This is a genomic window from Streptomyces sp. NPDC001594 (assembly GCF_042893675.1).
In the GTDB taxonomy this organism is placed as follows: domain Bacteria; phylum Actinomycetota; class Actinomycetes; order Streptomycetales; family Streptomycetaceae; genus Streptomyces.
This window is the reverse complement of sequence record NZ_JBIAVB010000002.1, coordinates 503,705-524,759: the sequence shown is the minus strand read 5'-3', so window position 1 is coordinate 524,759 and position 21,055 is coordinate 503,705. Positions and strand designations below refer to the sequence as shown.

Annotated in this window: 23 protein-coding genes; 8 read left to right on the top strand and 15 right to left on the bottom strand. The window is 71.9% G+C overall.

Annotated features, from left to right (window positions below):
- Window positions 1-11 precede the first annotated feature (11 nt).
- The 9 genes from ACFY0O_RS06015 to ACFY0O_RS05975 all read right to left on the bottom strand — a co-directional run bounded on the left by ACFY0O_RS06015 (window position 12) and on the right by ACFY0O_RS05975 (window position 7,621).
- Window positions 12-254 carry a hypothetical protein gene (locus tag ACFY0O_RS06015; RefSeq protein WP_358896885.1) on the bottom strand — a complete coding sequence of 81 codons (243 nt, stop codon included), beginning with the start codon at window positions 252-254 and terminating at the stop codon, window positions 12-14.
- Window positions 255-283: 29 nt separating this feature from the next.
- Entirely contained in the window at window positions 284-1,078 is a 795-nt protein-coding gene (locus ACFY0O_RS06010) for a hypothetical protein (protein ID WP_388943304.1), read from the bottom strand.
- A gap of 98 nt (window positions 1,079-1,176) precedes the next feature.
- A complete protein-coding gene (locus tag ACFY0O_RS06005) occupies window positions 1,177-2,202 on the bottom strand; it encodes a hypothetical protein (RefSeq protein ID WP_388943302.1) in 1,026 nt (341 codons plus the stop codon).
- On the bottom strand, window positions 2,199-4,589 hold the full coding sequence (locus tag ACFY0O_RS06000) for a hypothetical protein (protein WP_388943300.1): 2,391 nt from the start codon (window positions 4,587-4,589) through the stop codon (window positions 2,199-2,201). The genes ACFY0O_RS06005 and ACFY0O_RS06000 overlap by 4 nt, the downstream gene beginning before the upstream one ends.
- Window positions 4,586-4,963, bottom strand: a complete 378-nt coding sequence (locus ACFY0O_RS05995) for a DUF6507 family protein (RefSeq protein ID WP_388943297.1) — start codon at window positions 4,961-4,963, stop codon at window positions 4,586-4,588. Before ACFY0O_RS05995 ends, ACFY0O_RS06000 begins: the two co-directional genes overlap by 4 nt.
- A 49-nt stretch (window positions 4,964-5,012) precedes the next feature.
- Entirely contained in the window at window positions 5,013-5,324 is a 312-nt protein-coding gene (locus tag ACFY0O_RS05990) for a pore-forming ESAT-6 family protein (protein ID WP_358895935.1), read from the bottom strand.
- Between the two features lie 21 nt (window positions 5,325-5,345).
- On the bottom strand, window positions 5,346-5,678 hold the full coding sequence (locus ACFY0O_RS05985; RefSeq protein ID WP_388943294.1) for a hypothetical protein: 333 nt from the start codon (window positions 5,676-5,678) through the stop codon (window positions 5,346-5,348).
- A 126-nt stretch (window positions 5,679-5,804) separates the two neighbouring features.
- A complete protein-coding gene (locus tag ACFY0O_RS05980) occupies window positions 5,805-7,133 on the bottom strand; it encodes a PH domain-containing protein (protein WP_388943291.1) in 1,329 nt (442 codons plus the stop codon).
- Entirely contained in the window at window positions 7,130-7,621 is a 492-nt protein-coding gene (locus tag ACFY0O_RS05975; RefSeq protein ID WP_388943288.1) for a PH domain-containing protein, read from the bottom strand. Before ACFY0O_RS05975 ends, ACFY0O_RS05980 begins: the two co-directional genes overlap by 4 nt.
- 31 nt (window positions 7,622-7,652) lie before the next feature.
- Between ACFY0O_RS05975 and ACFY0O_RS05970 the strand changes: the two genes are divergently transcribed.
- The 3 genes from ACFY0O_RS05970 to ACFY0O_RS05960 all read left to right on the top strand — a co-directional run bounded on the left by ACFY0O_RS05970 (window position 7,653) and on the right by ACFY0O_RS05960 (window position 10,041).
- Window positions 7,653-8,795, top strand: coding sequence for an NADH-quinone oxidoreductase subunit D (locus ACFY0O_RS05970; RefSeq protein ID WP_388943285.1), 1,143 nt, complete (start codon window positions 7,653-7,655; stop codon window positions 8,793-8,795).
- A 78-nt stretch (window positions 8,796-8,873) separates the two neighbouring features.
- Window positions 8,874-9,770, top strand: a complete 897-nt coding sequence (locus tag ACFY0O_RS05965) for an arylamine N-acetyltransferase (protein WP_388943283.1) — start codon at window positions 8,874-8,876, stop codon at window positions 9,768-9,770.
- A 58-nt stretch (window positions 9,771-9,828) separates the two neighbouring features.
- A complete protein-coding gene (locus ACFY0O_RS05960; RefSeq protein ID WP_344169714.1) occupies window positions 9,829-10,041 on the top strand; it encodes a hypothetical protein in 213 nt (70 codons plus the stop codon).
- A gap of 13 nt (window positions 10,042-10,054) precedes the next feature.
- Here the strand turns inward: ACFY0O_RS05960 and ACFY0O_RS05955 are convergent, their stop codons facing one another.
- Window positions 10,055-10,930: an NAD(P)-dependent oxidoreductase gene (locus ACFY0O_RS05955; RefSeq protein ID WP_388943280.1), complete on the bottom strand. Its 876-nt coding sequence runs from the start codon at window positions 10,928-10,930 to the stop codon at window positions 10,055-10,057.
- Between the two features lie 138 nt (window positions 10,931-11,068).
- On the opposite strand from ACFY0O_RS05955, the gene ACFY0O_RS05950 reads away from it, so the two are divergent.
- Window positions 11,069-11,692, top strand: coding sequence for a TetR/AcrR family transcriptional regulator (locus ACFY0O_RS05950; RefSeq protein WP_388943276.1), 624 nt, complete (start codon window positions 11,069-11,071; stop codon window positions 11,690-11,692).
- 51 nt (window positions 11,693-11,743) lie between these two features.
- Here the strand turns inward: ACFY0O_RS05950 and ACFY0O_RS05945 are convergent, their stop codons facing one another.
- The 4 genes from ACFY0O_RS05945 to ACFY0O_RS05930 form a co-directional block, all read right to left on the bottom strand.
- Window positions 11,744-12,754: a hypothetical protein gene (locus ACFY0O_RS05945; protein WP_388943274.1), complete on the bottom strand. Its 1,011-nt coding sequence runs from the start codon at window positions 12,752-12,754 to the stop codon at window positions 11,744-11,746.
- 97 nt (window positions 12,755-12,851) lie between these two features.
- A complete protein-coding gene (locus ACFY0O_RS05940; protein WP_388943272.1) occupies window positions 12,852-13,835 on the bottom strand; it encodes an ABC transporter substrate-binding protein in 984 nt (327 codons plus the stop codon).
- A gap of 55 nt (window positions 13,836-13,890) precedes the next feature.
- Window positions 13,891-14,565: an ABC transporter permease gene (locus ACFY0O_RS05935; RefSeq protein WP_358895927.1), complete on the bottom strand. Its 675-nt coding sequence runs from the start codon at window positions 14,563-14,565 to the stop codon at window positions 13,891-13,893.
- A 4-nt stretch (window positions 14,566-14,569) separates the two neighbouring features.
- On the bottom strand, window positions 14,570-15,262 hold the full coding sequence (locus tag ACFY0O_RS05930) for an ABC transporter permease (RefSeq protein ID WP_388943480.1): 693 nt from the start codon (window positions 15,260-15,262) through the stop codon (window positions 14,570-14,572).
- A 162-nt stretch (window positions 15,263-15,424) separates the two neighbouring features.
- Between ACFY0O_RS05930 and ACFY0O_RS05925 the strand changes: the two genes are divergently transcribed.
- On the top strand, window positions 15,425-16,390 hold the full coding sequence (locus ACFY0O_RS05925) for an ABC transporter ATP-binding protein (RefSeq protein WP_388943269.1): 966 nt from the start codon (window positions 15,425-15,427) through the stop codon (window positions 16,388-16,390).
- Between the two features lie 89 nt (window positions 16,391-16,479).
- Here the strand turns inward: ACFY0O_RS05925 and ACFY0O_RS05920 are convergent, their stop codons facing one another.
- On the bottom strand, window positions 16,480-17,589 hold the full coding sequence (locus tag ACFY0O_RS05920; protein WP_388943266.1) for an alpha/beta hydrolase: 1,110 nt from the start codon (window positions 17,587-17,589) through the stop codon (window positions 16,480-16,482).
- 152 nt (window positions 17,590-17,741) lie between these two features.
- Here ACFY0O_RS05920 and ACFY0O_RS05915 point away from each other — a divergent pair, with 152 nt between their 5' ends.
- The 3 genes from ACFY0O_RS05915 (at window position 17,742) to ACFY0O_RS05905 (ending at window position 21,032) form a co-directional block, all read left to right on the top strand.
- On the top strand, window positions 17,742-19,589 hold the full coding sequence (locus tag ACFY0O_RS05915; RefSeq protein ID WP_388943263.1) for a phosphatidylglycerol lysyltransferase domain-containing protein: 1,848 nt from the start codon (window positions 17,742-17,744) through the stop codon (window positions 19,587-19,589).
- A gap of 80 nt (window positions 19,590-19,669) precedes the next feature.
- The gene (gene folP, locus ACFY0O_RS05910; RefSeq protein ID WP_358895923.1) at window positions 19,670-20,542 is read left to right on the top strand and encodes a dihydropteroate synthase; all 873 of its coding nucleotides are present in this window, start codon (window positions 19,670-19,672) and stop codon (window positions 20,540-20,542) included.
- Between the two features lie 46 nt (window positions 20,543-20,588).
- Complete coding sequence (locus tag ACFY0O_RS05905; RefSeq protein WP_079428079.1) at window positions 20,589-21,032, top strand: nuclear transport factor 2 family protein; 444 nt, start codon at window positions 20,589-20,591, stop codon at window positions 21,030-21,032.
- Window positions 21,033-21,055: the final 23 nt, after the last annotated feature.

The following is a 21,055-nucleotide window of genomic DNA, read 5'->3' as shown; positions in this document are numbered from 1 at the left end:
GTTCGAACCTATCACCGAGTTCTGACCTGTCCTGGCGTCCCGACCTTGCCGATCAGCCGGTGCGAGATGAAGGACCAGCCGACGCATCCGGCGCACAGCACGGCCGCGATGACCAGCCCCGCGACGGCCTTGCCGATGCGCTCGTCCGCGATCCGCCGGCCCCGCTGCGCACCGAACAGCACGGCGTCGCGCAGCCTGCGCCGCCGCACCGCGACGGACTCCAGCAACTGGCTGTCGTAATCCTCAGCCGCCACCCCGGCCTCCTCCCTGTCGCGGCTGAACGCTAGTACGACCCGTGACGACGAGGAAACCGGGAACTCCGGTTGCGCCCTTTCGCAAGGTCTCCACCCGGCGCACCGCCTGCGGCCATGTCCCCGATCCGCCGGGCCGCCTCCACGTGGTCGATCGCGGCCCGACCGGCCTCCTCCTCCGCCGCCGGGTCCACCGGCTCCCAGCGCAGATCGGGCCCGAGCACCTCATCGACCCGGCCGTACCTCAGCACCCGCCGCCTGAGCAACGGCCCCCGGCCGTCCTCGGCAGCGTAGTACGTGATGCGGCCCTCGCCCTCCAGTGCGTCGAGAACGGCGTCACCGAGCACGCCGACGGGGCGGCCGCCGAGGAACCCCCGCAGCGGTCCGGGCCGGTACAACAGCCCGACCAGGTCGAGGTGGACACCGGAGCAGTCGCGGGTGAACGACCCGCCGCGCTCGTAGAACAGCAGGAGCGGCTCGTACGGATCCGGCAGCCCGGCCACCGCGGCCGGGCTCCGCTCCCGCAGCGCCGCCAGCCGCACGGCCCCGGCACAGGTCCGCCGGAGCTCCTGCCCGAGGACCGCGCGCAGCAGCTCCTCCAGCTCGGCCGCCTGCGCGGAGTGGAGCTCGAACTCCGGGTCCAGGTAGGGCGTGACGTCGTAGAACGGCCACGCCTCCTCGGCCCCGCACGCCTTCGCCCACACCGCGGCCCGCCGCAGGTACTCCCACATCAGCACCCGCCGGGACTGGCGGTGCTCGAACGCGAGGTCCCACCGCATGTCCCAGTCCACGGCCCGCAGCCGCTCCAGCACTGGATGGGACGTCATCACAGGAACGCCACGCGCGCCTCGCTCAAGAAGGAAGCACCCTCACCTTCGCACTCTTGCCGTTCAGCCACGACTCCAAGTCGGCACCACCACGCCCATTACTCCTGGGCCAGTTCCGCCAGATTCCGGAACTCGTCCACGTCGACCGCTGCTTTTACCTCGGCCCGGCCCGCTACGGGATCACCGCAACTCCTGCCCACCTCGACGAGTGCCGCGGTCGGAGACAGCCCCTTTTCGTACGCCTCCTGGAGCCGGTCCAGCCAGAGCAGGCCGGCCCGGTAGCCGTCCGGGTCGACCGCCTCGCGCGGCTCGAAGCTCGCAGCGCCCTCGGCGTCCGAGGCCCACAGGTAGCCCAGTACCCCATGGGCTGCGACGACCGGGATGTACCGCACCGGTCCGGACGCCTGCCGCCCGTATCCGGCCTTGAATGTCGGGGTCTGACTGAAGATTCCGTACCGGTAGGGAATCTCGAACCGCCCCCATACGTCGGACGGGGAGCCGTCGTCGTCCTCGACGTGGTTCTCGATGCCCGATTCCGTCGGAACGCCGAGCCGAGTGGGGTCCTCGGGGTCGATCTCCACGTCCAGTACTTCGGCGATCTCCGCGAGTGCCGAGGCCAGGCGGGGCCCGTTTGCCGCGAACACCGCCTCCTGCGGACGCCCGCGCAGATCGAACGGCATCCAGGCATCGGAGAAGGCCCTGAGAGCCACGTTGAAGTACCCCTCCGACACCGCGACGGACAGCGCGAAGAGCCCTTCCACCCCCTCGGCGCCACCGGTACCGCTCTCCACGAGGCCATCGCACGACGCGTACAGCTCCACGCTCCCGATCTCGCCGGGCGCGACGCCTTCCTTGATCCGCGCCACCAGCATCTCGGTGGGCGACGTTGCCTCCATGGCGCCCACCGTCGCTGCGCGGACGGGGAATTCCGCGCGGAGCAGGATGCTCCGGCGGCCCATCTCAGGTACCTCTACGGCCACGCGACTCCCGTGCGGGGTACCGAGGTGATGCCGCTCCAGGACTTCGAGCGCGGACATGAACCGACGGACGGCCTCGCGGACCAGGTCGGTCTCATGGCCGGGCTCCCCCCACGACCACCGTGCGACGGGTGTGCTGGCGATCAAGGCCTTCCTCCTGGCATAAAGCGGGCGCCGGGCGGATACATGAGCGTTCCGTCCTCGACACGAAGTACGACGATCACACCTTGCTCGGTGTGAATCCTGGCGAGATTCTTCTCGATGCCCGAAGCCAGCATGTCCGCCACGCTGCCCTTGGTGTCGACGACGAAGACCTTGACGTCAGCACCGGACTGCGCGAGCTGCCCCATGTTCTTCCACATCTTGTCGACGACCTTCTTCGGGTTCGCGACCTCCTTGAACTGGTACCCGTAGATTTTCCCGTCAGCGTCACGGGCCATCACGTCCATGTCGGTGAGCTCGCCGGTCTTCACCCCTGGCTTGATCTCGACATCCTTCTTGATCTCGAAGCTGATGTCCCTGACACCATTGTCGTAGAGCTGATCGGCCAGTCGGAGCTGCTCAATGCCTCCCGCCATCGCGTCCTTCTGGCTGAGACTGCCCACGACCTGCTCGAAATTCGTCATGCCCTTGAACTTGCCCGACGCGATCAGATTGGCCACTTCCTGGCCTGCGGGGTCGTTCGCCAGATTGGCGAGCGCCTTCTCCAGGTCCGGCGGCTTCGGCTTCCCGGGACGCAGATTGGCCCGGATCTGCTGCTCCGTCTCGCCGCCGCGCTCGAAGGGGCGGGGCTCTTCGCGGGGCAACGAGTCGTCCGCGTGGCCACCTGTCGGCGGCTGGCCTCCGTTGCCGTCCGCACCACCGTGATCGCCCCCACCGCCGCCGGGGCCGTCGCCCTGGTGGGGGATGGTCGGGCCGTCGCCGTGGCCGCCGCCGGTGGGGGTGTCCGTGTGGTGGGTGCCGCCGCCCGTGGGGGTGGTGTCCGTGCCGCCATGGCCGCCCGTGGTGCCGCTGGGGTCGGTGTGGCTGTTGTGCGGGGTGTGGTCGGCGGTGCCGCCGGGGGTGTGGGTGGTGCCGCCCGCTATGGGGTGGTCGGCGGTGCCCGTGACGTGGTGGGTGTTGCCGCCGCCGACCGTGACTTCCTGGTGCTTGGGCGCGCCGACCGTGACGTCCTCGTGCTTGGGCACCTCCGCCAGGGGGTGGTCGGGGCCCTTGGGGACGGTGGTGAGGTCCTGCTTGGGGAGGCCCTTGTGGTCGAGGAGTTGGTGGGTGGTCTTGTCGTAGAACTGGGGGCGGCCCAGGGCGTCGTCGGGGAGGCGGACGGTGTCTTCGGGGTGGGGGAACTTGACGCCGGGCATGTCGGCCTTGGGCAGGTCCTTCCACACCACGTCGGTGATCTTCGGGAAGGCGCCGTCGACCTTGCCGAAGTTCGCGAAGAGGTCGCCGACCTTGACCTTGGCCAGGGATCCGGCTTTGCCGATGTAGGTCATGGGGTCGATGAGGCGGCCGGCTTTCCCGGCGACGCTGATGACCTTGGCGACGGTGCCGGCCTTCGCGGCGGTGCCGGCGCCGCCGGTGAAGACGGTGGTCAGCACGTTGAAGGTGACCGCGCCGGCGGCGCGGGCGGGGTTCTTGCCCCACTCGTCCCAGGCGACCAGGGCCTTGCCGGTCTCCTTCACCGCGGTGCGCGAGTCGCGGATCCAGGAGGGGAGGTCTTTGTCGGGGAGCAGCCAGAACGCGGTGCCGACGCCGGGGATGGAGGCGAGTGTCAGGCCGGTGGCGAGTTTGGCCAGGCCGGTCCAGGCCTGGCCGGCCTTGTCCCAGCCGTCGACGCCGATCAGGGTGCCAAGGCCCCGGATGGTGCCCCAGATCCCGTCGACGATCAGACCGTCCCACACGAACGACTTGACCCAGTAGCCGATCTCCCAGGCGCGGTGGGTCTCCTCCAGCTGGGAGCCCCAGGGCAGGTCCTGGGCCTTGTTGAGGTCCTCGCCCTTGTAGCCGTACATGTTCGCGCCGTGGCTGCCGTCGTCGGCGACCAGGGGGGCGGCGCAGTACAGGGCGCGGATCTTGTTCGCGCAGGTGCGTTCGGCGGCCCAGAACGCGGAGACGGCGGCGTTGACGTCGTGGATCAGATCGTTGTTCTCATCGATCTTGTCCCCGTCGTCCTTCCAGTGCGCATCGCCGCTGATCTTGCTGGAGAAGGTGGTGGCCTTCGCCTGGAGTTCCTTCAGCCGCGCCACGATCGGGCGGGCCTCGGTGATGTACTCGCCCAGGGCCTTGGCCGCGGATTCCAGCTGGTCGGCGAAGAAGTCGCTGTCGGTCTTGACCGGTTTGGTCGTCGCGAACAGCTTCTCCGCCTCCGGAGCGGAGTAGAACGCGGACAGGCCCTGGAACTCGGAGTCCACGTTCGCACCCGCGTCACGGAACGTCCCCGCCGCCGTGTCGATCGCCGTCTTGTTCTTCTCCAACGCGTCCAGGTCACCCGTGAACAACGGAATCGTGCACGGATTGATCGGTACGTGGTCGGTCATTTCTTGTCCGCCCCCGGCAGGTCGACCTTCGGCTCCTTGAGCGCCTCGCGCTGGGCGTTCTCCGCCTGCTCGATGTTGCCCTGGACGTACGCCGTCGTGGCCTTGATGGCCCCGTTCAGCGAGGCCTCCGTGCGCGCCGAGATGAAGCCCAGCCGCTGCTGGTGGGAGGCCATGAGCTCACCCAGCGCGCCGGCGATCGGGCCCATGCCGCCGCTCTCGCCGGCGCCGCCGCCGGGCGAGACGGTGCCGGCGTGCTTGGCCGCCTCCGGCAGCTCCTTCTGGAGCGACGTGCCCGCCTTCTGGAAGCCTTCCGCCGCAGTGATCGTCTTGTTGACGACGCCCTGCACACCGGACGGCTTGATGTCCCAGTCCATGACCTACCCCCGTGTCCCCGTGAACCTGCGTCCGGTGCTCCGGCCGGCGTCAGCCGATGCCGTCGACCGCCGCCTTGGCCTTCGCGAGCGTCGCCTGCGCGGTCGCGTCGTTCTGCTCCAGCGTGGTGCGGACGAGACGGATGATGTCGCGCACCTCGTTGGCCGCCTTGTTCCAGCGGACTTCCTTGCCGTGGTACTCGTCCGAGACCCCGTCGGCCGTGAACTCGGCCATCGCCGCCTTCACCGCCGCGTCACGGTCGCCGAGCACCCGCTCCAGCTGGCCGATGATCCCGCCGAGGCCGCCCTGGACCTCCACGGAGGCGGCGACGTCGTACGAGGTGCGGTCCTGGTTCTGTCCCATGTCTCCTCAATCCCCCGGGTTTCAGCGGGCGCCGAAGCGGGCGGCGTCGAAGTTGGCGGAGCCCATGTTCTGGTGGGCGTTGTCGCCCTGCTCGTGGGCACCGGTGGTGAAGGAGGTGTCCATGCCGCGCTGGCCGCCGAGGATGGCGCGCAGGGAGGCGTTCAGCTCCGCGGTGATGGCGTCCGAGCGCCGCTTGAACGAGTCGAACGCGGTCCGGCCGACCCCGTTGAACTTGCCCTCCAGCGGGTCCGCGGCCGCGATCAGCAGCTTGATCAGCGTGCCGAGGTCGTCGCTGGAGCCGCTCGTGGCCTTGCCCAGCTCGGACAGCGTGGTGCTGCCCATGTCGAACTTCATTCACCCACCCCTGACGTGTTGAGCCGTCACTTGCGTTCGTGACCTGTCTACCGAAGGGACGTTGCGAACACAAACACGGTTTCAGCTGGCCGGAACCTCTGTCCGAAAATCGACCTGCGCCCTGTTTCAGGCCATCCAGCGGTCGGGCCTCGCCGTCGCGCGGGAGGTGCGGGAGCGGTTCGCCTGGGCGTGGAGCAGAGCCCCGGCCTCCTGCGCCGCGCGGAGCCGGGCGGTGACGGTGTTGCCCGCGCCGGTGTCCACGTGCACGTCGGCCACCCCCCGGATCCGCTCCCAGGGGCCCCGCGTCAGGCGCACGCTCTGGACTTTCGCGTGCGGGACGATCTCCGTACGCCGGCACAGCAGCCCGCGCCGGGCCGCGAACAGCTCCGGCGAGACGGCCAGCCCGTACCCCTTCCACCACACCGGCACCACCCACCGCGCCCCGCGGCGCGGGGACGGCGCGAACACCAGGGCCGCGGGGTCGGCCCCCGGCAGCACCCGGGCGATCAGGGCGTGGGCGGCCTCGCGGCCGGCCACCGGGACCAGGATCCCGTTCTTGGAGCCCGCGACGTTCAGCTCCACCCGCACCCAGCCGCGCCGCCGCCACAGCAGCGGCTCCACGATCCGCACGGTCTGCACGCGCCCCGGCGGGACGGTCTCGTGCGCCCGGTCCAGCAGCCCGTGGTCCAGGCGCAGCCCGTCGGGGGACTCGGCGACCCGCCAGTCGTAGCCGGTGAGGAAGCGGGTCGCGCTGCCCTTCCAGCCCGCGCCCAGCAGCGGCAGCAGGGCGATCAGGGCCGCCCACGGGTTGGAGCTGAGCGCCCACACGAGCACCGGGCCGCCGGCCCCGGCGACGATGGCGGCCCACACGTCGAGGCTGAGCAGCAGGGAGACCACCAGGTCGCGGACCGGAACCCGCAGCAGCTCCCGCTCGGGGGCCTCGCCGAGGACGGTGGCCTCGGCGGGGGCGAAACCGGCGGCCCGGGCCAGCAGCTCGGCACGCAGGGCGACGGCGTCGCGTTCGGCGAGGAAGGCCAGCTCGTCCTTGTCCTCGGTGCCGATGACGTCGATGCGCAGGGTGGCGACCCCGGCCACGCGGGCCAGCAGCGGGCGGGTGACGTCGATGGCCTGGACCCGGTCGAGGCGGATGTGGGCGGTGCGCCGGAAGACCAGGCCGGTGCGGATGCGCAGCTCGGTGTCGGTGACGGCGTAGTGGGTGAACCACCAGCTGAGGAAGCCGTACGTGCCGAAGGCGAGGACGAGGCCGGCCAGGACGGCCACGCGCAGCCACACCGGCAGGGCCAGCGCCCACTCCTGGGCCCGTTCGCCCTGCTGGGCGACGAGGCCGACGGTGGCGCCGATCGGCACCCAGGCCCGCCGCAGCGGGGTCAGGACGTGCAGCCGCCGTTCGGCGCCCGGCGCGGACGGGGCGGGGGCGGGGGCGGGGGCGGTCACAGGCCGGCCGATCGGGCCTCGCCGAGCTCCGTCAGCCGGTCGCGCAGCCGCTCCGCCTCGTCCGGGGCCAGGCCCGGGATCTTGGCGTCGGTGGCCGCCGCGGCCGTGTGCAGCTGGACGGAGGCCAGCCCGAAGCGCCGCTCCAGCGGGCCCGAGGTCACCTCCACCAGCTGCATCCGCCCGTACGGGACGACCGTCTCCTCCCGCCACAGCACCCCCCGGCTGATCAGCAGGTCGTCGGCGCGTTCGGCGTAGCGCCAGGAGCGCCAGTTCCGCCCGAGCAGCACCCAGCCCCAGGCCAGCGGCAGCAGCCATATCGCACCGAAGGCCGCCCACCCCGCTCCGGCCAGCAGCCCCAGCGGGAGGGCGGTCGCCAGGGCGAGCACGACCGTCCACAGCACCAGCAGCAGCCGCCGGAGGGACAGGAGCCCGCCCGGCAGTCCGGCCCATGCGGGCCGCTCCGTCTCACCCGTCGTCCCCGTTTCCATGGCCCCAGCGTAGGGCTGCGACAATGCGCGCATGACGGAGACCACGGTCGGCATCGGCGGCGCGGCGGAGAGCACCGACATGGTGCTCAACATCGGACCGCAGCACCCTTCCACCCACGGCGTGCTGCGGCTGCGGCTCGTCCTGGACGGCGAGCGGATCGCCAGCGCCGAGCCCGTGGTCGGCTACATGCACCGCGGCGCGGAGAAGCTGTTCGAGGCCCGTGACTACCGGCAGATCGTCATGCTCGCCAACCGCCACGACTGGCTGTCCGCGTTCTCCAACGAACTCGGCGTCGTCATGGCCGTCGAGCGGATGCTGGGCATGGAGGTCCCCGAGCGGGCGGTGTGGATGCGCACGCTCCTCGCCGAGCTGAACCGGGTCCTCAACCACCTGATGTTCCTCGGGTCCTACCCCCTGGAGCTGGGCGGCATCACCCCGATCTTCCACGCGTTCCGGGAGCGCGAGGAGCTCCAGGCCGTGATGGAGGAGATCTCCGGCGGCCGCATGCACTACATGTTCAACCGGGTCGGCGGCCTCAAGGAGGACCTCCCGGCCGGCTGGCTGGGCCGGGCCCGGGCGGCGATCGCCGACGTCCGCACCCGGATGGACGTCTACGACAAGCTGGTCCACGGCAACGAGATCTTCCGCGGCCGCACCCGCGGCGTCGGCGTCCTGTCGGCGGAGGCGGTGCACGCGTACGGGGTCTCCGGCCCGATCGCCCGCGCCTCCGGCGTCGACTTCGACCTGCGCCGCGACGAGCCGTACCTGGCGTACGGGGAGCTCCAGGACGTCCTGAAGGTGGTCACCCGGACCGAGGGCGACTGTCTGGCCCGCTTCGAGGTGCTCCTCGACCAGACGCACAACGCCCTGGACCTGGCGGTGGCCTGCCTGGACCGGATGGCGGAGCTGCCGCCGGGGCCGATCAACCAGCGGCTGCCCAAGGTCCTGAAGGCGCCCGAGGGCAGCACGTACGCCTGGACGGAGAACCCGCTCGGCATCAACGGCTACTACCTCGTCTCCAAGGGCGAGAAGACCCCGTACCGGCTGAAGCTGCGCAGTGCCTCCTTCAACAACATCCAGGCCCTGGCGGTGCTGCTGCCGGGGCAGCTGGTCGCGGACATGGTGTCGATCCTCGGCTCCCTGTTCTTCGTGGTCGGCGACATCGACAAGTAGGCCGGGGGGCGGCCCGGACCTGACAGTCGGCGGCCGACCACCTCCGGGCGCGGGCGCCGGCGCCCTACCGTCGCCCCCATGACCACAGTCACCCGCGACGACCTGGCCGGCTACCTCCGCAGGCTCGGCGTCGCCGATCCCGGCTCCCCCTCCGTGGAGGGGCTGTACGCCCTCGCCCGCGCGCACGTCGAGCGCGTGCCGTTCGAGAACCTCGACATCCAGCTCGGGCGGCCGCCGGGCATCGACCCGGCGCTGTCCGTGCGCCGGATCGCCGCCGGGCACGGCGGGTACTGCTTCCACCTCAACGGGGCTTTCGCCGCGCTGCTGGAGGGGCTCGGGTACGAGGTGACGCGCCACCTCGGCGGCATGCACGCCGATCCGGAGGCCCGGGGGGCGGGCGGCGACCACCTCGCCCTGACCGTCCGGGTGGGGGGACGGGAGCTCTTCGTGGACGTCGGCATGGGCGACGGCCCGTACGAGCCCCTGCCGCTGCGCGGGGGCGCGTACGAGCAGGGCTTCGCGTACCGGCTCGAACCGGCGTCCGTGACCTGGGGCGAGGGTGAGGGCGAGGACGAGGGCGAGGGCTGGAGCCTGCGCCGGGACGGGGTGCCGACGCCGCGCATGAACTTCCGCGCGGCGCCGGCCGCCATGGCCGACTTCGAGCCCGCCCACCGGTGGCTGTCCACCGCCGAGGGGTCTCCGTTCCGGCAGTCGTTCGTGATGCTCCGGCGCAGCGGGCGGGGCATCGACAGGCTGCACGGCCGGATGCTGATCCACACCGCGGTGGACGGTGCGCGCACCGTCCGGGAGCTCACCGGCGCCGAGGAGTTCTACGGGGCCGTCACGGAGGTGTTCGGCCGGGCCCTGGACGACGTCACCCCGGAGGACCGCGCCGCCCTGTGGGAGCGGGTGACCCGGGCGCACGAGGCGTGGCGGGCGGCCCAGGCGGCGGCCGCGGCGGCGCCCGCCGGCTGAGGGGGCGGGCCGACGGGCCGGCGGGGTGGATGTCGGTGGGGCAGGGCAGACTGGGGGCATGTCCGCTTCCCCCCGACGGGCCTGCCCGTCCTGCGGCCGCGACTGCGCGGTGACGGCCGGCCGGATCGCCCGGCACGACCCTCCGGCGGGCCGCCGCGCAGGGCTGGTGTCCTGCCCCGGCTCCCGGGCGCGCGTCGTACTGGGCGCCTCCGCCCCGACCCTGGACGGCTTCACCCTGGGCCCGCACCCGGGCCAGCTCCCGCTGTTCTGAACGCCCCGGCCTCCTAGGCTGCCGCGGACACCGCCTGGGGCGCGCCCAGCAGGCCGAGGAGGCGGGTGGTGCCGTCGGCGCCGAAGCCCGCGTCGACCCCGCGCCGGTACAGCTCGGCGTGGGCGGCGAGGATCCCGGTGTCGACGCCGGCGTCGGCGGCCGTGTGCAGGACGTGCTCCAGGCTCGCCGCGCACATCGCGAGCCGGGCGGCGGCGCCGTCGTGGTCGTCCGCGTCGGCGAGCGGGGTGGCGCCCTCGTAGAAGGCGCGCATGCTGTCGGCCGTGTAGCCGGCGTAGGGGAGGATGTCGGCCGCCGTCAGGCCGTTGGCGCGGGCGACGGCGACGGCCTGGTACCAGCCGGTGTACGCGGTCCAGAACATGATCATGTTGAGCTGGTAGTACAGCTGCGCGTGGCCGGGGTCGGCCCCCCGGTAGTCGGTGGCGCCGAGCACGTCGAGGGCGGCGCGCTGCTCCTCGTACACCTCCTCGGGGCCGCTGACGAAGATCGAGGAACCCTCCTGGCCGATGCCGGCCGGCGGGACGTTGACCCCGCCGGTGAGGTACGAGGCCCCGCGCTCCCGGGCCCACCCGGCGGCGGCCCGCGCCTTCTCCGGTACGTCGGAGGAGAGGTTGGCCAGCACCCGGCCGCCGAGGTCGGCGTCGCCGAGCGCGGTGTACGCGGCGTCCACGTCGATGAGGCTGACGACGCTCAGCCGGCTCGCGGCGACGGCCTCGGCGGCGGTGGCGGCGCGCCGTGCGCCACGGGCCAGCAGGGCGGCGTCCTTGCCGGGGCTGCGGTTCCAGACGGTGACGGCGTAGCCGGCGTCGAGGTAGGCGGAGGCCATGGCCTGGCCCATGGGACCGAGACCGATGATCGAAACCTGGTTCATGACGGAGTTCTCCCCACGAAGTAGCTCTGGAACAGCTCTGGAACAGTTCTGGAACGAACGCTCTATCCAGCGATCGGGACGACCGTAGCACGGGACTAGAACGAGCGCTCTATCCAATCCCCGGGGTAGACTCCCCGCATGGCAGCGACAGCGGCGGACACGACGAAGCGGCGGCAGCGGAAGCAGGAGGCGGAAGAGGGCACGCGCGACCGCCTGGTCCGCACCGCCTCACGCCTGATGCAGCACGGCGGCTACGAGAGCACCCCGGTCAAGCAGCTCGTGCGCGAGGCGGAGGCCACCTTGGGCTCGCTCTACCACTTCTTCCCGGGCGGCAAGCAGGAGCTCGCCGTCGCCGCGATCGGCTACGGCGACGGGGAGTTCGCGGACATGCTGCGCGCGGCGCTGGACTCCGACCCGGACGCGGCCCGCGCGGTCGAGGCGACGGCCGGGGTACTGGCGGACGCCCTCGCGGCCTCGGACTGGCGCGACGGCTGCCCGGTCACGGCCACCGCCCTGGAGTCGGTCGGCCGGCTGCCCGAGCTCCAGGAGGCCTGCGCGCGCTCCTTCGGGCACTGGCAGGAACTGGTGGCGGCGAAGCTGCTGGCCTCCGGCATCCCGGAAGAGGACGCCCGCGACCTGGCGGTCACCGTCATCGCCACCCTGGAGGGCGCGGAGATGACCTCCCAGGTCACCCGCTCCCGCACCCCCCTGCTCCTGGCGGGCCGCCACCTCGCCCGCCTGGTGGGTTCGTACACCCCCTGACGGGGGCGGGGCCGGCTAGGGCTTGTCCGGCGGATCATGGCCGGACAGGCCCTAGGAGATGGCCGTACGGAGGCGGACCACCTCGATGGGCTCGGTCTCGTCGTGGGCCGTCAGGTCGATCACCTGGCCGGTGGCGTCCTCCGCCTTCTCCGGCTGCGGCCCGGCCTCGCCGTCCGCGGCCTCCGCCTCGTGCGCGGCCAGCGCCTCCGCCCCGACCACGTCCGCGAGGTCCTCGTGCTGCACGGACTCGATCGCGGCCCGCGCCTGCGCGGCGTTCTTCGTACCGAAGAAGTCGAAACCCCCCTCGACCCGCGAGGTCGTCCGCCGCTGGGCCGCGTAGGGGGCCACCGGCGCCGCCGGGCGCCGCGCCGGGACGGGAACGGGAACGGGGGCCTCGGAACCGGCCGCCGGGGCCAGCTCCTTCGGGGCCGTCGCCTTCGCGGCCGTCGCCTTCGGGGCCGCGGCCGCCGCCTCGGCGGCCGCCCGCGCCTCGGACTTCCGCAGCAGCGCGGCCATCGCCGCGTTGGCCCGGGCGTAGCCCACCGCGGTCGGCGCCCCGCTGCCGGTCCGCTCCTGCGACACCGCCGGGAGCTCCTTCGGGCTGCCCGCGTTCTCCAGCGCCAGCAGCCGCCGCTTCTCCAGCGCGCCGGCCCGCTCGGTCTCGGCGGTGGCGTAGCGGCGCAACAGCGCCGCGTGCTCCCCGCGCAGGCCCGCGAGTTCGACCCGCTTGGCCCGCAGCTTCGCGTCCAGCTTGGCGCGCAGCACGCGCGCTTCCTCGAGGTCGGATTCGAGCTCGGCTATCCGCTCGTCCGTCTTCCACTCGTCCTTGACCCGCTCGCGGGCCAGCTCCGCGACCCGGCGGCCGGCCGCCCGGTCCCAGGAGCGCATCAGGACGGCGCCGCCGGCGCCCGCGGCCGCCGTGAGGGCCACGAGCAGGCGCAACGCGAGGGGTTCCGCGAGCAGCCAGGCCGCACCGGCGCTGGCGACGGAAACCCCGCCGACGGCCGTCGGCGTGAGAAGTCGGTGCAGGGGCTCGGGATTGCGGTGACGTCCACGGGGCATGGCCTGAAATTTACAGGGCGTGGGCCCCGCTTGGGGTACCCGCCCGGCAATCTCTGCCGGGCGGATACCGCACAATTCGCCATCGATCCCGTAACTGCTACTTCGTCAGGAGTCCCTTGGACTCCAGGTAGGCCTTCGCGACGTCCGCCGGCTTCGCCCGCTCCGCGTCCACCTTGCGGTTGAGTTCGACGAGGTCGGCGGTGGTCAGCACCTTGGTGAGGTCGGCCAGCGCCATCGCCACCTCGGGGGAGCCGGCGCGCTTGATGTTGACCACCGGCAGGACGTTGTCGGCGTTCTGGAGCTTCTTGTCGTCCTCCAGCAGGACCAGGCCGTAGCCGTCCAGGGTGGCGTCGGTGGTCGTGGTCAGCACGAGCTGGTCCACCCCGTCCTTGACGGCCTGCTTGGCCTGCGGGGTACCGACGCCCTTGGGGTCGACACCGGAAACCTGGATTCCGTACGTCTTCTCCAACCCGGGGGCGCAGAAGGGGCGCACGGAGCATTCGTCCCCGGCCGCGATCTTCACCTTCAGCCCCGACTTCCCAAGATCGGAAAGCGTCTTGAGATTGTTCTTCTGGGCGAATTCCCGGCTCACGGCGAAGGCGTTCTGGTCGACGGCCTCGCCGGCCTCCAGGGGCTTGATGCCGAGCGGGACCGCGAGCTTGTCCAGCGCCGCCACCGTGGCCTTCGCGTCGCTGGACGCCACCGGCTTGTCCTTGGGCGCGTCCTTGCCGTTGACCTTGGCGTTCAGGAACTCGGCGAGCGTGGCCGCGTACTCCGGGACCACGTCGATCTCCCCCTTCTCCAGGGAGGGTTCGTACAGCTCGCGGTTGGCGACCGTGGTGATGGAGGTGCCGTAGCCCGCCTTCCCCAGGAGCTGGGCGTAGAGCTCGGCCAGGACGTTGGACTCGGTGAACCCGGCCGCGCCGATCACCAGCTTCCCCTTGCCGCCGCCGGACGGGGCGGCGGCGGAGGAGCCGCCGTCCTTGCTCTTCTCCAGGCTGTCGCCCCCGCAGGCGGCGAGCGAAACGGTCAGGGCCACCGCGCCCAGGGTCGCGCCGAGGATGCGCGTGGACTTGCTCATCATGCTCCTTGGAGATGTGGAGATCAGGGGGAAGCTGCGGAAAGGGGGTGGGGGCTCACCGCGGCGCCGGGCGGCCGCGGCGCAGCAGCAGCCGGTCCGCCGCCACCAGCAGCCCCTCCACCAGCAGGGCCAGCAGCGCGACCAGCAGGGCGCCCGCCACCACCTGCGGGGTGTCGTACGTGTTGAAGCCGGCGGTGATGATCCGGCCCAGGCCGCCCTGGCCGACCATCGCGGCGATCGTGGCGGTGGCGATGACCTGCACGGCGCCCGACCGCAGCCCGGTCATCACCAGCCCCCGGGCCAGCGGCAGTTCCACCCGCCAGAACAGCTGCCGGCCGGACATGCCCATGCCCCGGGCCGCCTCGACCACCGAGCGGTCCACCTCGCGCACGCCGACGTACGCGTTGGTCAGCAGCGGCGGCACGGCGAACAGCACCAGGGCGACGACGGTCGGCAGGTAGCCGGCGGTGCGCAGCGGCGAGACCATGAACAGGGCCAGCACGGCGAACACGGGCACGGCCCGGCCCACGTTGGAGAGGTTCACGGCGAGCGCCCCGCCCCGGCCGACGTGCCCGAGCCACAGCCCCACGGGCAGGGCGACGGCGCAGGCGACGCCCAGGGCGATCCCGCTGACCAGGAGGTGTTCGGCGAGCCGGTGCCAGACACCGCTCTCGCCCGACCAGTTGGCGCCGTCGGCCAGCCAGTCGACGGTCGCGCCCAGGACTCCCACCGGCTCAGACCCCCTTCGTCCGGGCCGGGCGGCCGGCCCGGGTCCAGGGCGTGAGCAGCCGCTGGAGCCCGAGCAGCAGCAGGTCGGCGGCCAGGGCGAGCAGGACGCACAGCACGGAGGCGGTGAGCACCTGCGCCTTGAAGGAGCTGCTCACGGCCGGGGCGATCAGGTTGCCCAGGCCGCCCTTGCCGACGATCGAGCCGACGGTGGTCAGCGCCACGGTGGAGACGGTCGCGATCCGCACCCCGGCGAGCAGCGCGGGCAGCGCCAGCGGCAGTTCGACCTGCCACAGCAGCCGGACCGGGCCGTAGCCCATGCCGCGCGCGGCCTCCCGCACCTCCTCCGGGACGGCTTCCAGGCCGGCCAGCACGTTGCGGACCAGGATGGTCAGCGAGTACAGCACCAGACCGGTCACCACGAGCGCCGCCGAGAGCCCGAAGAAGGGCAGCAGCAGGGAGAACATGGCGAGGGAGGGGATCGTGTAGAGCAGGGTGGTCAGACCGAGGACGGGGGCCGCCCAGCGGCGGCCGCGGCGGGCCAGCAGCGCCAGGGGGACGGCCACGGCGACGCCGATGAGCACCGAGACCGCCGTGATCCAGACGTGCTCAAGGGTGGCGTCGGTGAGTTCCGGGGCGCGGGAGGTGACGTAGTCCCAGCAGATCCAGTCGTTCGCCACCAGGCAGTTCGACACCGCCACACCGCTCACCCCATTCCCTGCTCGCACACGCGTACCCGAAGACCCGGCCAGTGCGACCATAACCCCCGGTGCCCTCTCTGGCCGGAATCATTCGCACACGTGCAACACTCCCCTTACAAAGCCTTCGCCCATCCGCGCACACCGGTGGGGGAGGATGGCGGGGTGATCCGATTCGAGCATGTGACCAAGCGGTACCCCGACGGGACGACGGCCGTCGCGGACCTGTCCTTCGAGGTCCAGGAGGGCGAGCTGGTCACGCTGGTGGGCCCGTCCGGCTGCGGCAAGACGACCACGATGAAGATGGTCAACCGGCTCATCGAGCCCACCTCGGGCCGGATCCTGCTGAACGGCGAGGACATCTCCGCCGCCGACCCGGTCGAGCTGCGCCGCCGCATCGGCTACGTCATCCAGCAGGTCGGCCTCTTCCCGCACAAGACGGTGCTGGAGAACACGGCGACCGTGCCGCAGCTGACCGGCACCCCGAAGGCGAAGGCCCGCGCCCGGGCGGCCGAGCTCCTGGAACTCGTGGGACTTGATCCGGCCGTGTTCGCGGACCGCTACCCCGAGCAGTTGTCGGGCGGGCAGCGCCAGCGCGTGGGGGTCGCCCGGGCCCTCGCGGCGGACCCGCCGGTGCTGCTGATGGACGAGCCGTTCGGCGCGGTGGACCCGGTGGTGCGCGAGCGACTGCAGAACGAGTTCCTCGCCCTGCAGCGGACCGTCCGCAAGACGATCCTGCTGGTCACGCACGACCTGGAGGAGGCCGTCCGGCTCGGCGACCGGATCGCGGTCTACGGGGAGGGCACCATCGAGCAGTTCGCCCGCCCGGCGGCCGTCCTCGGCGCGCCGGCCACCGACTACGTGGCCTCCTTCGTCGGCGCCGACCGGGGCCTCAAGCGGCTCGCGGTCACCCCGGTCGGGGAGGCCGACCTCACGGCGGTCCTGGACGGGGAGGCGCCGGCCGCCTCGGTGGCGCTGGGGGCCTCGCTGCGGGAGGCCCTGGCGGCCCTGCTCCAGCAGGACGCGGGCCGCGTCGGGGTCACGGACCCGGCCTCCGGCGCGCTGGTCGGCGTCCTGACCCCCGAGGGCGTCCACCGGGCCCTGCGCCGGGCCGAGCCGCCCGCGGCATGACTGAGCCGCCCGCGGCATGACGAAGGGCCCGACGGACGTCGGGCCCCGATGAACGCGCGGGCGGGATCCGCCCGGTACTGCTCCCGGCCTCAGGCCTGCATGCGGCTGCTCATCCACACCAGCATCGGCGGGATCTCCCGGCGCCAGGTGTTGAAGTTGTGGCCGCCGCTGTCGAGGATGATCGAGGAGACCCGGTCCGGACCCTTGACCAGCTTGATGAACTTCTTGGTGTCGTTCAGGTTGTCCTCGCCCTTCTCGCTCGTGGTCACGAGGAAGGAGGTACCGGTCGGCTTCTTGTTCTCCACGCTCCACAGCACGTCCGCGGCCTTCTTCAGCTTCTCGTCGCCGTGGAAGAGGTCACCGGTCGTCGGGTCGTCCGCCGCCTTGTAGTACGCCGACAGGCCCGCGGCGGCGCCGAAGACCTGCGGGTGGTGCGCGGCGATCTTCAGGGCGCAGTAGCCGCCCGTGGAGTTGCCGATGAAGCCCATGTTCTGCGGCTTCTTGCCGACCCGGAACGTGCCCTGGATGGCCTGCGGCAGGTCCTGCGCGAAGAAGGTCTCCGTCTGCGGGCCGCCCGGTATGTCCACGCACTCGGTGTCGCGCGGCGGCGCGATGGTCGGGCGCAGCATGACCAGGATCATCGGCTTCATCTTGCCCTGCTTGGCCTGCTTGAAGGCCGTCATGGGGTAGTTCAGCCCTTTGATCAGGTTCTCCGCCGTACCCGGGTAGCCTGTCAGGACGATGGAGGCGGGGAAGTTCTTGTCCTTGTGCTGCGGCTGGAAGTACTCCGGCGGGAGCCAGACGTAGCCGGGACTCGTTATCTTCGACTTCTGCCCGGTGATGGCGACCTTCAGTATCTGACCACCGACCTGGGGCTGGGCTCCGCCGGGGACGTCCAGCTTCTGCTTGTCGAGGACCTTGATGTCCTTGCTGCTCATCGAGTGGTCGACGACCTTGCCGATGGCCGTCTGCTGACCGAACAGGTCGGCCCAGGAACCGTAGAAGAGGAACGACTTGTTGGCGGCGAGACCGACTGCCGAGAACAGCGCCAGCTGGGTCGCGAGCAGGAGGCCGACCCGGCCGAGGACCGACCCGAAGGTGCGGCCCGAGAGCTTCGGCCAGAGCCAGACCGTCACCGCGAACAGCGCTACACCCGCGATGATGGCCAGGACCAGAACGGCATTACTGGTGAGACCCATGAGCAGTCAGTCGACTTTCTGATGGCAGGACCGGATTTTTCCGACGGAAGAGTGAACCCGCTCCTCCTGGATGTCGTCCTAGTGGACGCACCACACCCCGGAGGCTGTCGCGGCCTTCGGCCACATGATCTCTCGCGGAGCAACGGGAAGCGATGTCTAGCAGGATAGATGGCGATAAGTCGGGACAGGTTCCGAGTAAGGTCCGGCGAATCTTCCGCGGACCCAGGCCGGAGTCGGTGCCCGGTCTCGTAGGTACGGCCGTCATGATCGTCGGCCTTCTGGACATCGCGGCGGGCGTCTTCCCGCGATTCCGCCACAGCCGGTTCCACGCGGTCACCGAGGTGCTGCCCGGATCCCTGGGCCCCTTCGCCGCGGCCCTCTCCATCAGCGCGGGCGTCCTGATCCTGCTGCTCGCGCACGGGCTCAAGCGCAACAAGCGGCGGGCCTGGAGGGCCGCCGTCATCCTGCTGCCGGCCGGTGCGGTGGCCCAGTTCATCTACCGCCACTCGATCATCAGCGTGGTCATCTCGGCGGTGCTGCTCGCCCTGCTCGTACGCCACCAGGGTGAATTCAAGGCCCTGCCGGACCCGCGCAGCCGCTGGAAGGCGCTCGCAAACTTCGTGCTGATGAGCGCCGGCTCCATCGGCCTGGGCCTGGTCATCGTCAACGTCCACCCGAACAAGGTCGTCGGCCACCCCAGCCTCTACGAGCAGATCACCCACGTGGTCTACGGCCTCTTCGGCTTCGAGGGCCCGGTCGACTACGCCGGACGGGTCAGCTGGACCGTCGGCTACTCCCTCGGCGCCCTCGGCATGCTGACCGCCGTCACCACGATCTACCTCGCCTTCCGCCCCGAGCACCCGGCCGCGCAGCTCACCGCGGACGACGAGGCCAAGCTGCGCGAGCTCCTCACCAGGCACGGCGGCCGCGACTCCCTCGGCCACTTCGCGCTGCGCCGCGACAAGGCCGTCGTCTTCTCCCCCAGCGGCAAGGCCGCCGTCACCTACCGCGTCGTCTCCGGCGTGATGCTCGCCTCCGGCGACCCCGTCGGCGACGTCGAGGCCTGGCCCGGCGCCATCGAGCGGTTCATGGAGGAGGCCAAGGCCCACTCCTGGACCCCCGCCGTCGTGGGCTGCAGCGAGACCGGCGGCGAGGTCTGGACCCGCGAGACGGGCCTGGACGCCCTGGAGCTCGGCGACGAGGCCATCGTCGACGTCAAAGACTTCTCCCTCGCCGGCCGCCCCATGCGCAACGTCCGCCAGATGGTCAAGCGCATCGAGCGCAACGGCTACACCACCAAGGTCCGCCGGGTCAGCGAGCTGAACGAGTTCGAGCTGTCCCAGGTGCGCGGCGCCGCCGAGGCCTGGCGCGGTACCGACACCGAGCGCGGCTTCTCCATGGCCCTGGGCCGCATCGGCGACCCGGGCGACGGCGACTGCATCATCGCCACCGCGCACCGCGTGGAGGAGGGCGACAGCAGCCCCTTCGGCGACCTCAAGGCCATCCAGCACTTCGTGCCGTGGGGCAAGGACGGCATGTCGCTGGAGATGATGCGCCGCGACCGCGGCGCCGACCCCGGCATGAACGAGCTGCTGATCGTCGCCTCGCTCCAGCAGGCCCCCGAGCTGAACATCGAGAAGGTCTCCCTGAACTTCGCGATGTTCCGCGCGGCCCTGGCCCGCGGCGAGAAGATCGGCGCCGGCCCGGTCCTGCGCGCCTGGCGCAGCCTGCTCGTCTTCCTCTCGCGCTGGTTCCAGATCGAGTCCCTGTACAAGTTCAACGAGAAGTTCCGCCCCCGCTGGGAGCCGCGCTTCATGGTCTACCGCCACCACCGCGACCTGCCCCGCATCGGCATCGCCGTGATGCAGGCCGAGGGCTTCGTCACCCTGGCCCTCCCCCGCCTCTTCGAGAGCCGCCGGCGCCCGAAGCAGCCCCGCCCCTGCGCCCACACGCACACCGAGATCCCCGCCCAGGCGGACCGCGAGGTCCAGGCGGCGTAACCCCCCCCCGGCACCCCGAACGCCCCCGCGCCCACCAGGGCCCGGGGGCGTTCCGCCGTCCGGGATCTACCCTGGACCCCATGAACACGAACCGCGGGCCCGCACCCCGGGGCCTGGTGGCCGGGCTCCCCGACTGGGACCGCTGCGCGGTCATGGGCGTCGTCAACGTCACCCCCGACTCCTTCTCCGACGGCGGCCGCTGGTTCGACACCACCGCCGCCGTCAAGCGCGGCCTCGACCTCGTCGCCCAGGGCGCCGACCTCGTGGACGTCGGCGGCGAGTCCACCCGGCCCGGCGCCACCCGCGTCGACGCCGAGGAGGAGCTGCGCCGGGTCGTCCCCGTCGTCCGCGGCCTCGCCTCCGAAGGCGTCGCCGTCTCCGTCGACACCATGCGCGCGACCGTCGCCGAACAGGCCGTCGCCGCCGGCGCCCGCCTCGTCAACGACGTCAGCGGCGGCCTCGCCGACCCCCGCATGATCCCCGCCGTCGCCGCCGGCGACGTGCCCTTCGTCGTCATGCACTGGCGCGGGTTCAGCGACAACATGAACAGCCTCGCCGTCTACGACGACGTCCTCGGCGAGGTCACCGCCGAGCTCCGCGCCCGCATCGACGCCGTCGTCTCCGGCGGCATCGCCCCCGAGCGGATCGTCGTCGACCCGGGCCTGGGCTTCGCCAAGAACGCCGAGCACGACCTGGCGCTCGTCGCCCGCCTCCCCGAACTGCGCGCCCTCGGCTTCCCCCTCCTCGTGGCCGCCTCGCGGAAGCGTTTCCTCGGCCGGGTCCTGGCCGGCGCCGCCGACGCCGCCCCGCCGCCCGCCCGTGAACGGGACGCCGCCACGGCCGCCGTCTCGGCCATCGCCGCCCACCAGGGCGCCTGGGCCGTCCGGGTGCACGAGGTACGGGCGACCGCCGACGCGGTTCGGGTGGCCCGCGCCGTGGAAGGGGCTCTGTGACCCGCCGGACCGAACGGGCCGACCGGACGCACAGGGAAGGGGCACGGTGAGCCTTACCGACATCGAAGCCGTCGAAGAGGTCAACGCGGCCTTCTACGAGGCCATGGAGCGGGGGGACTTCGACGCGCTGTCGGCGCTCTGGCTCGAGGACGAGATCTCCTGCGTCCACCCCGGCTGGCCGGTGCTCTCCGGCCGGGGCGAGGTGCTGCGCTCGTACGCGCTGATCATGTCCCACACCGAGTACATCCAGTTCTTCCTCACCGACACCAAGGTGACCCTCATAGGCGACACCGCCCTGGTCACCTGCACCGAGAACATCCTCAGCGGGGGCCCCGCCGAGGAGGCCGGGGAACTCGGTCCGCTCGTCGGCCAGCTGGTGGTCGCCACGAATGTGTTCCGACGCACACCGGAGGGCTGGCGGCTCTGGTCCCACCACGGTTCTCCGGTGCTCACGGACTCCGATGACGAGGAGGAAGAGGCCTCCGACTGACCCCACGGGCGGGGGCGGAGGTT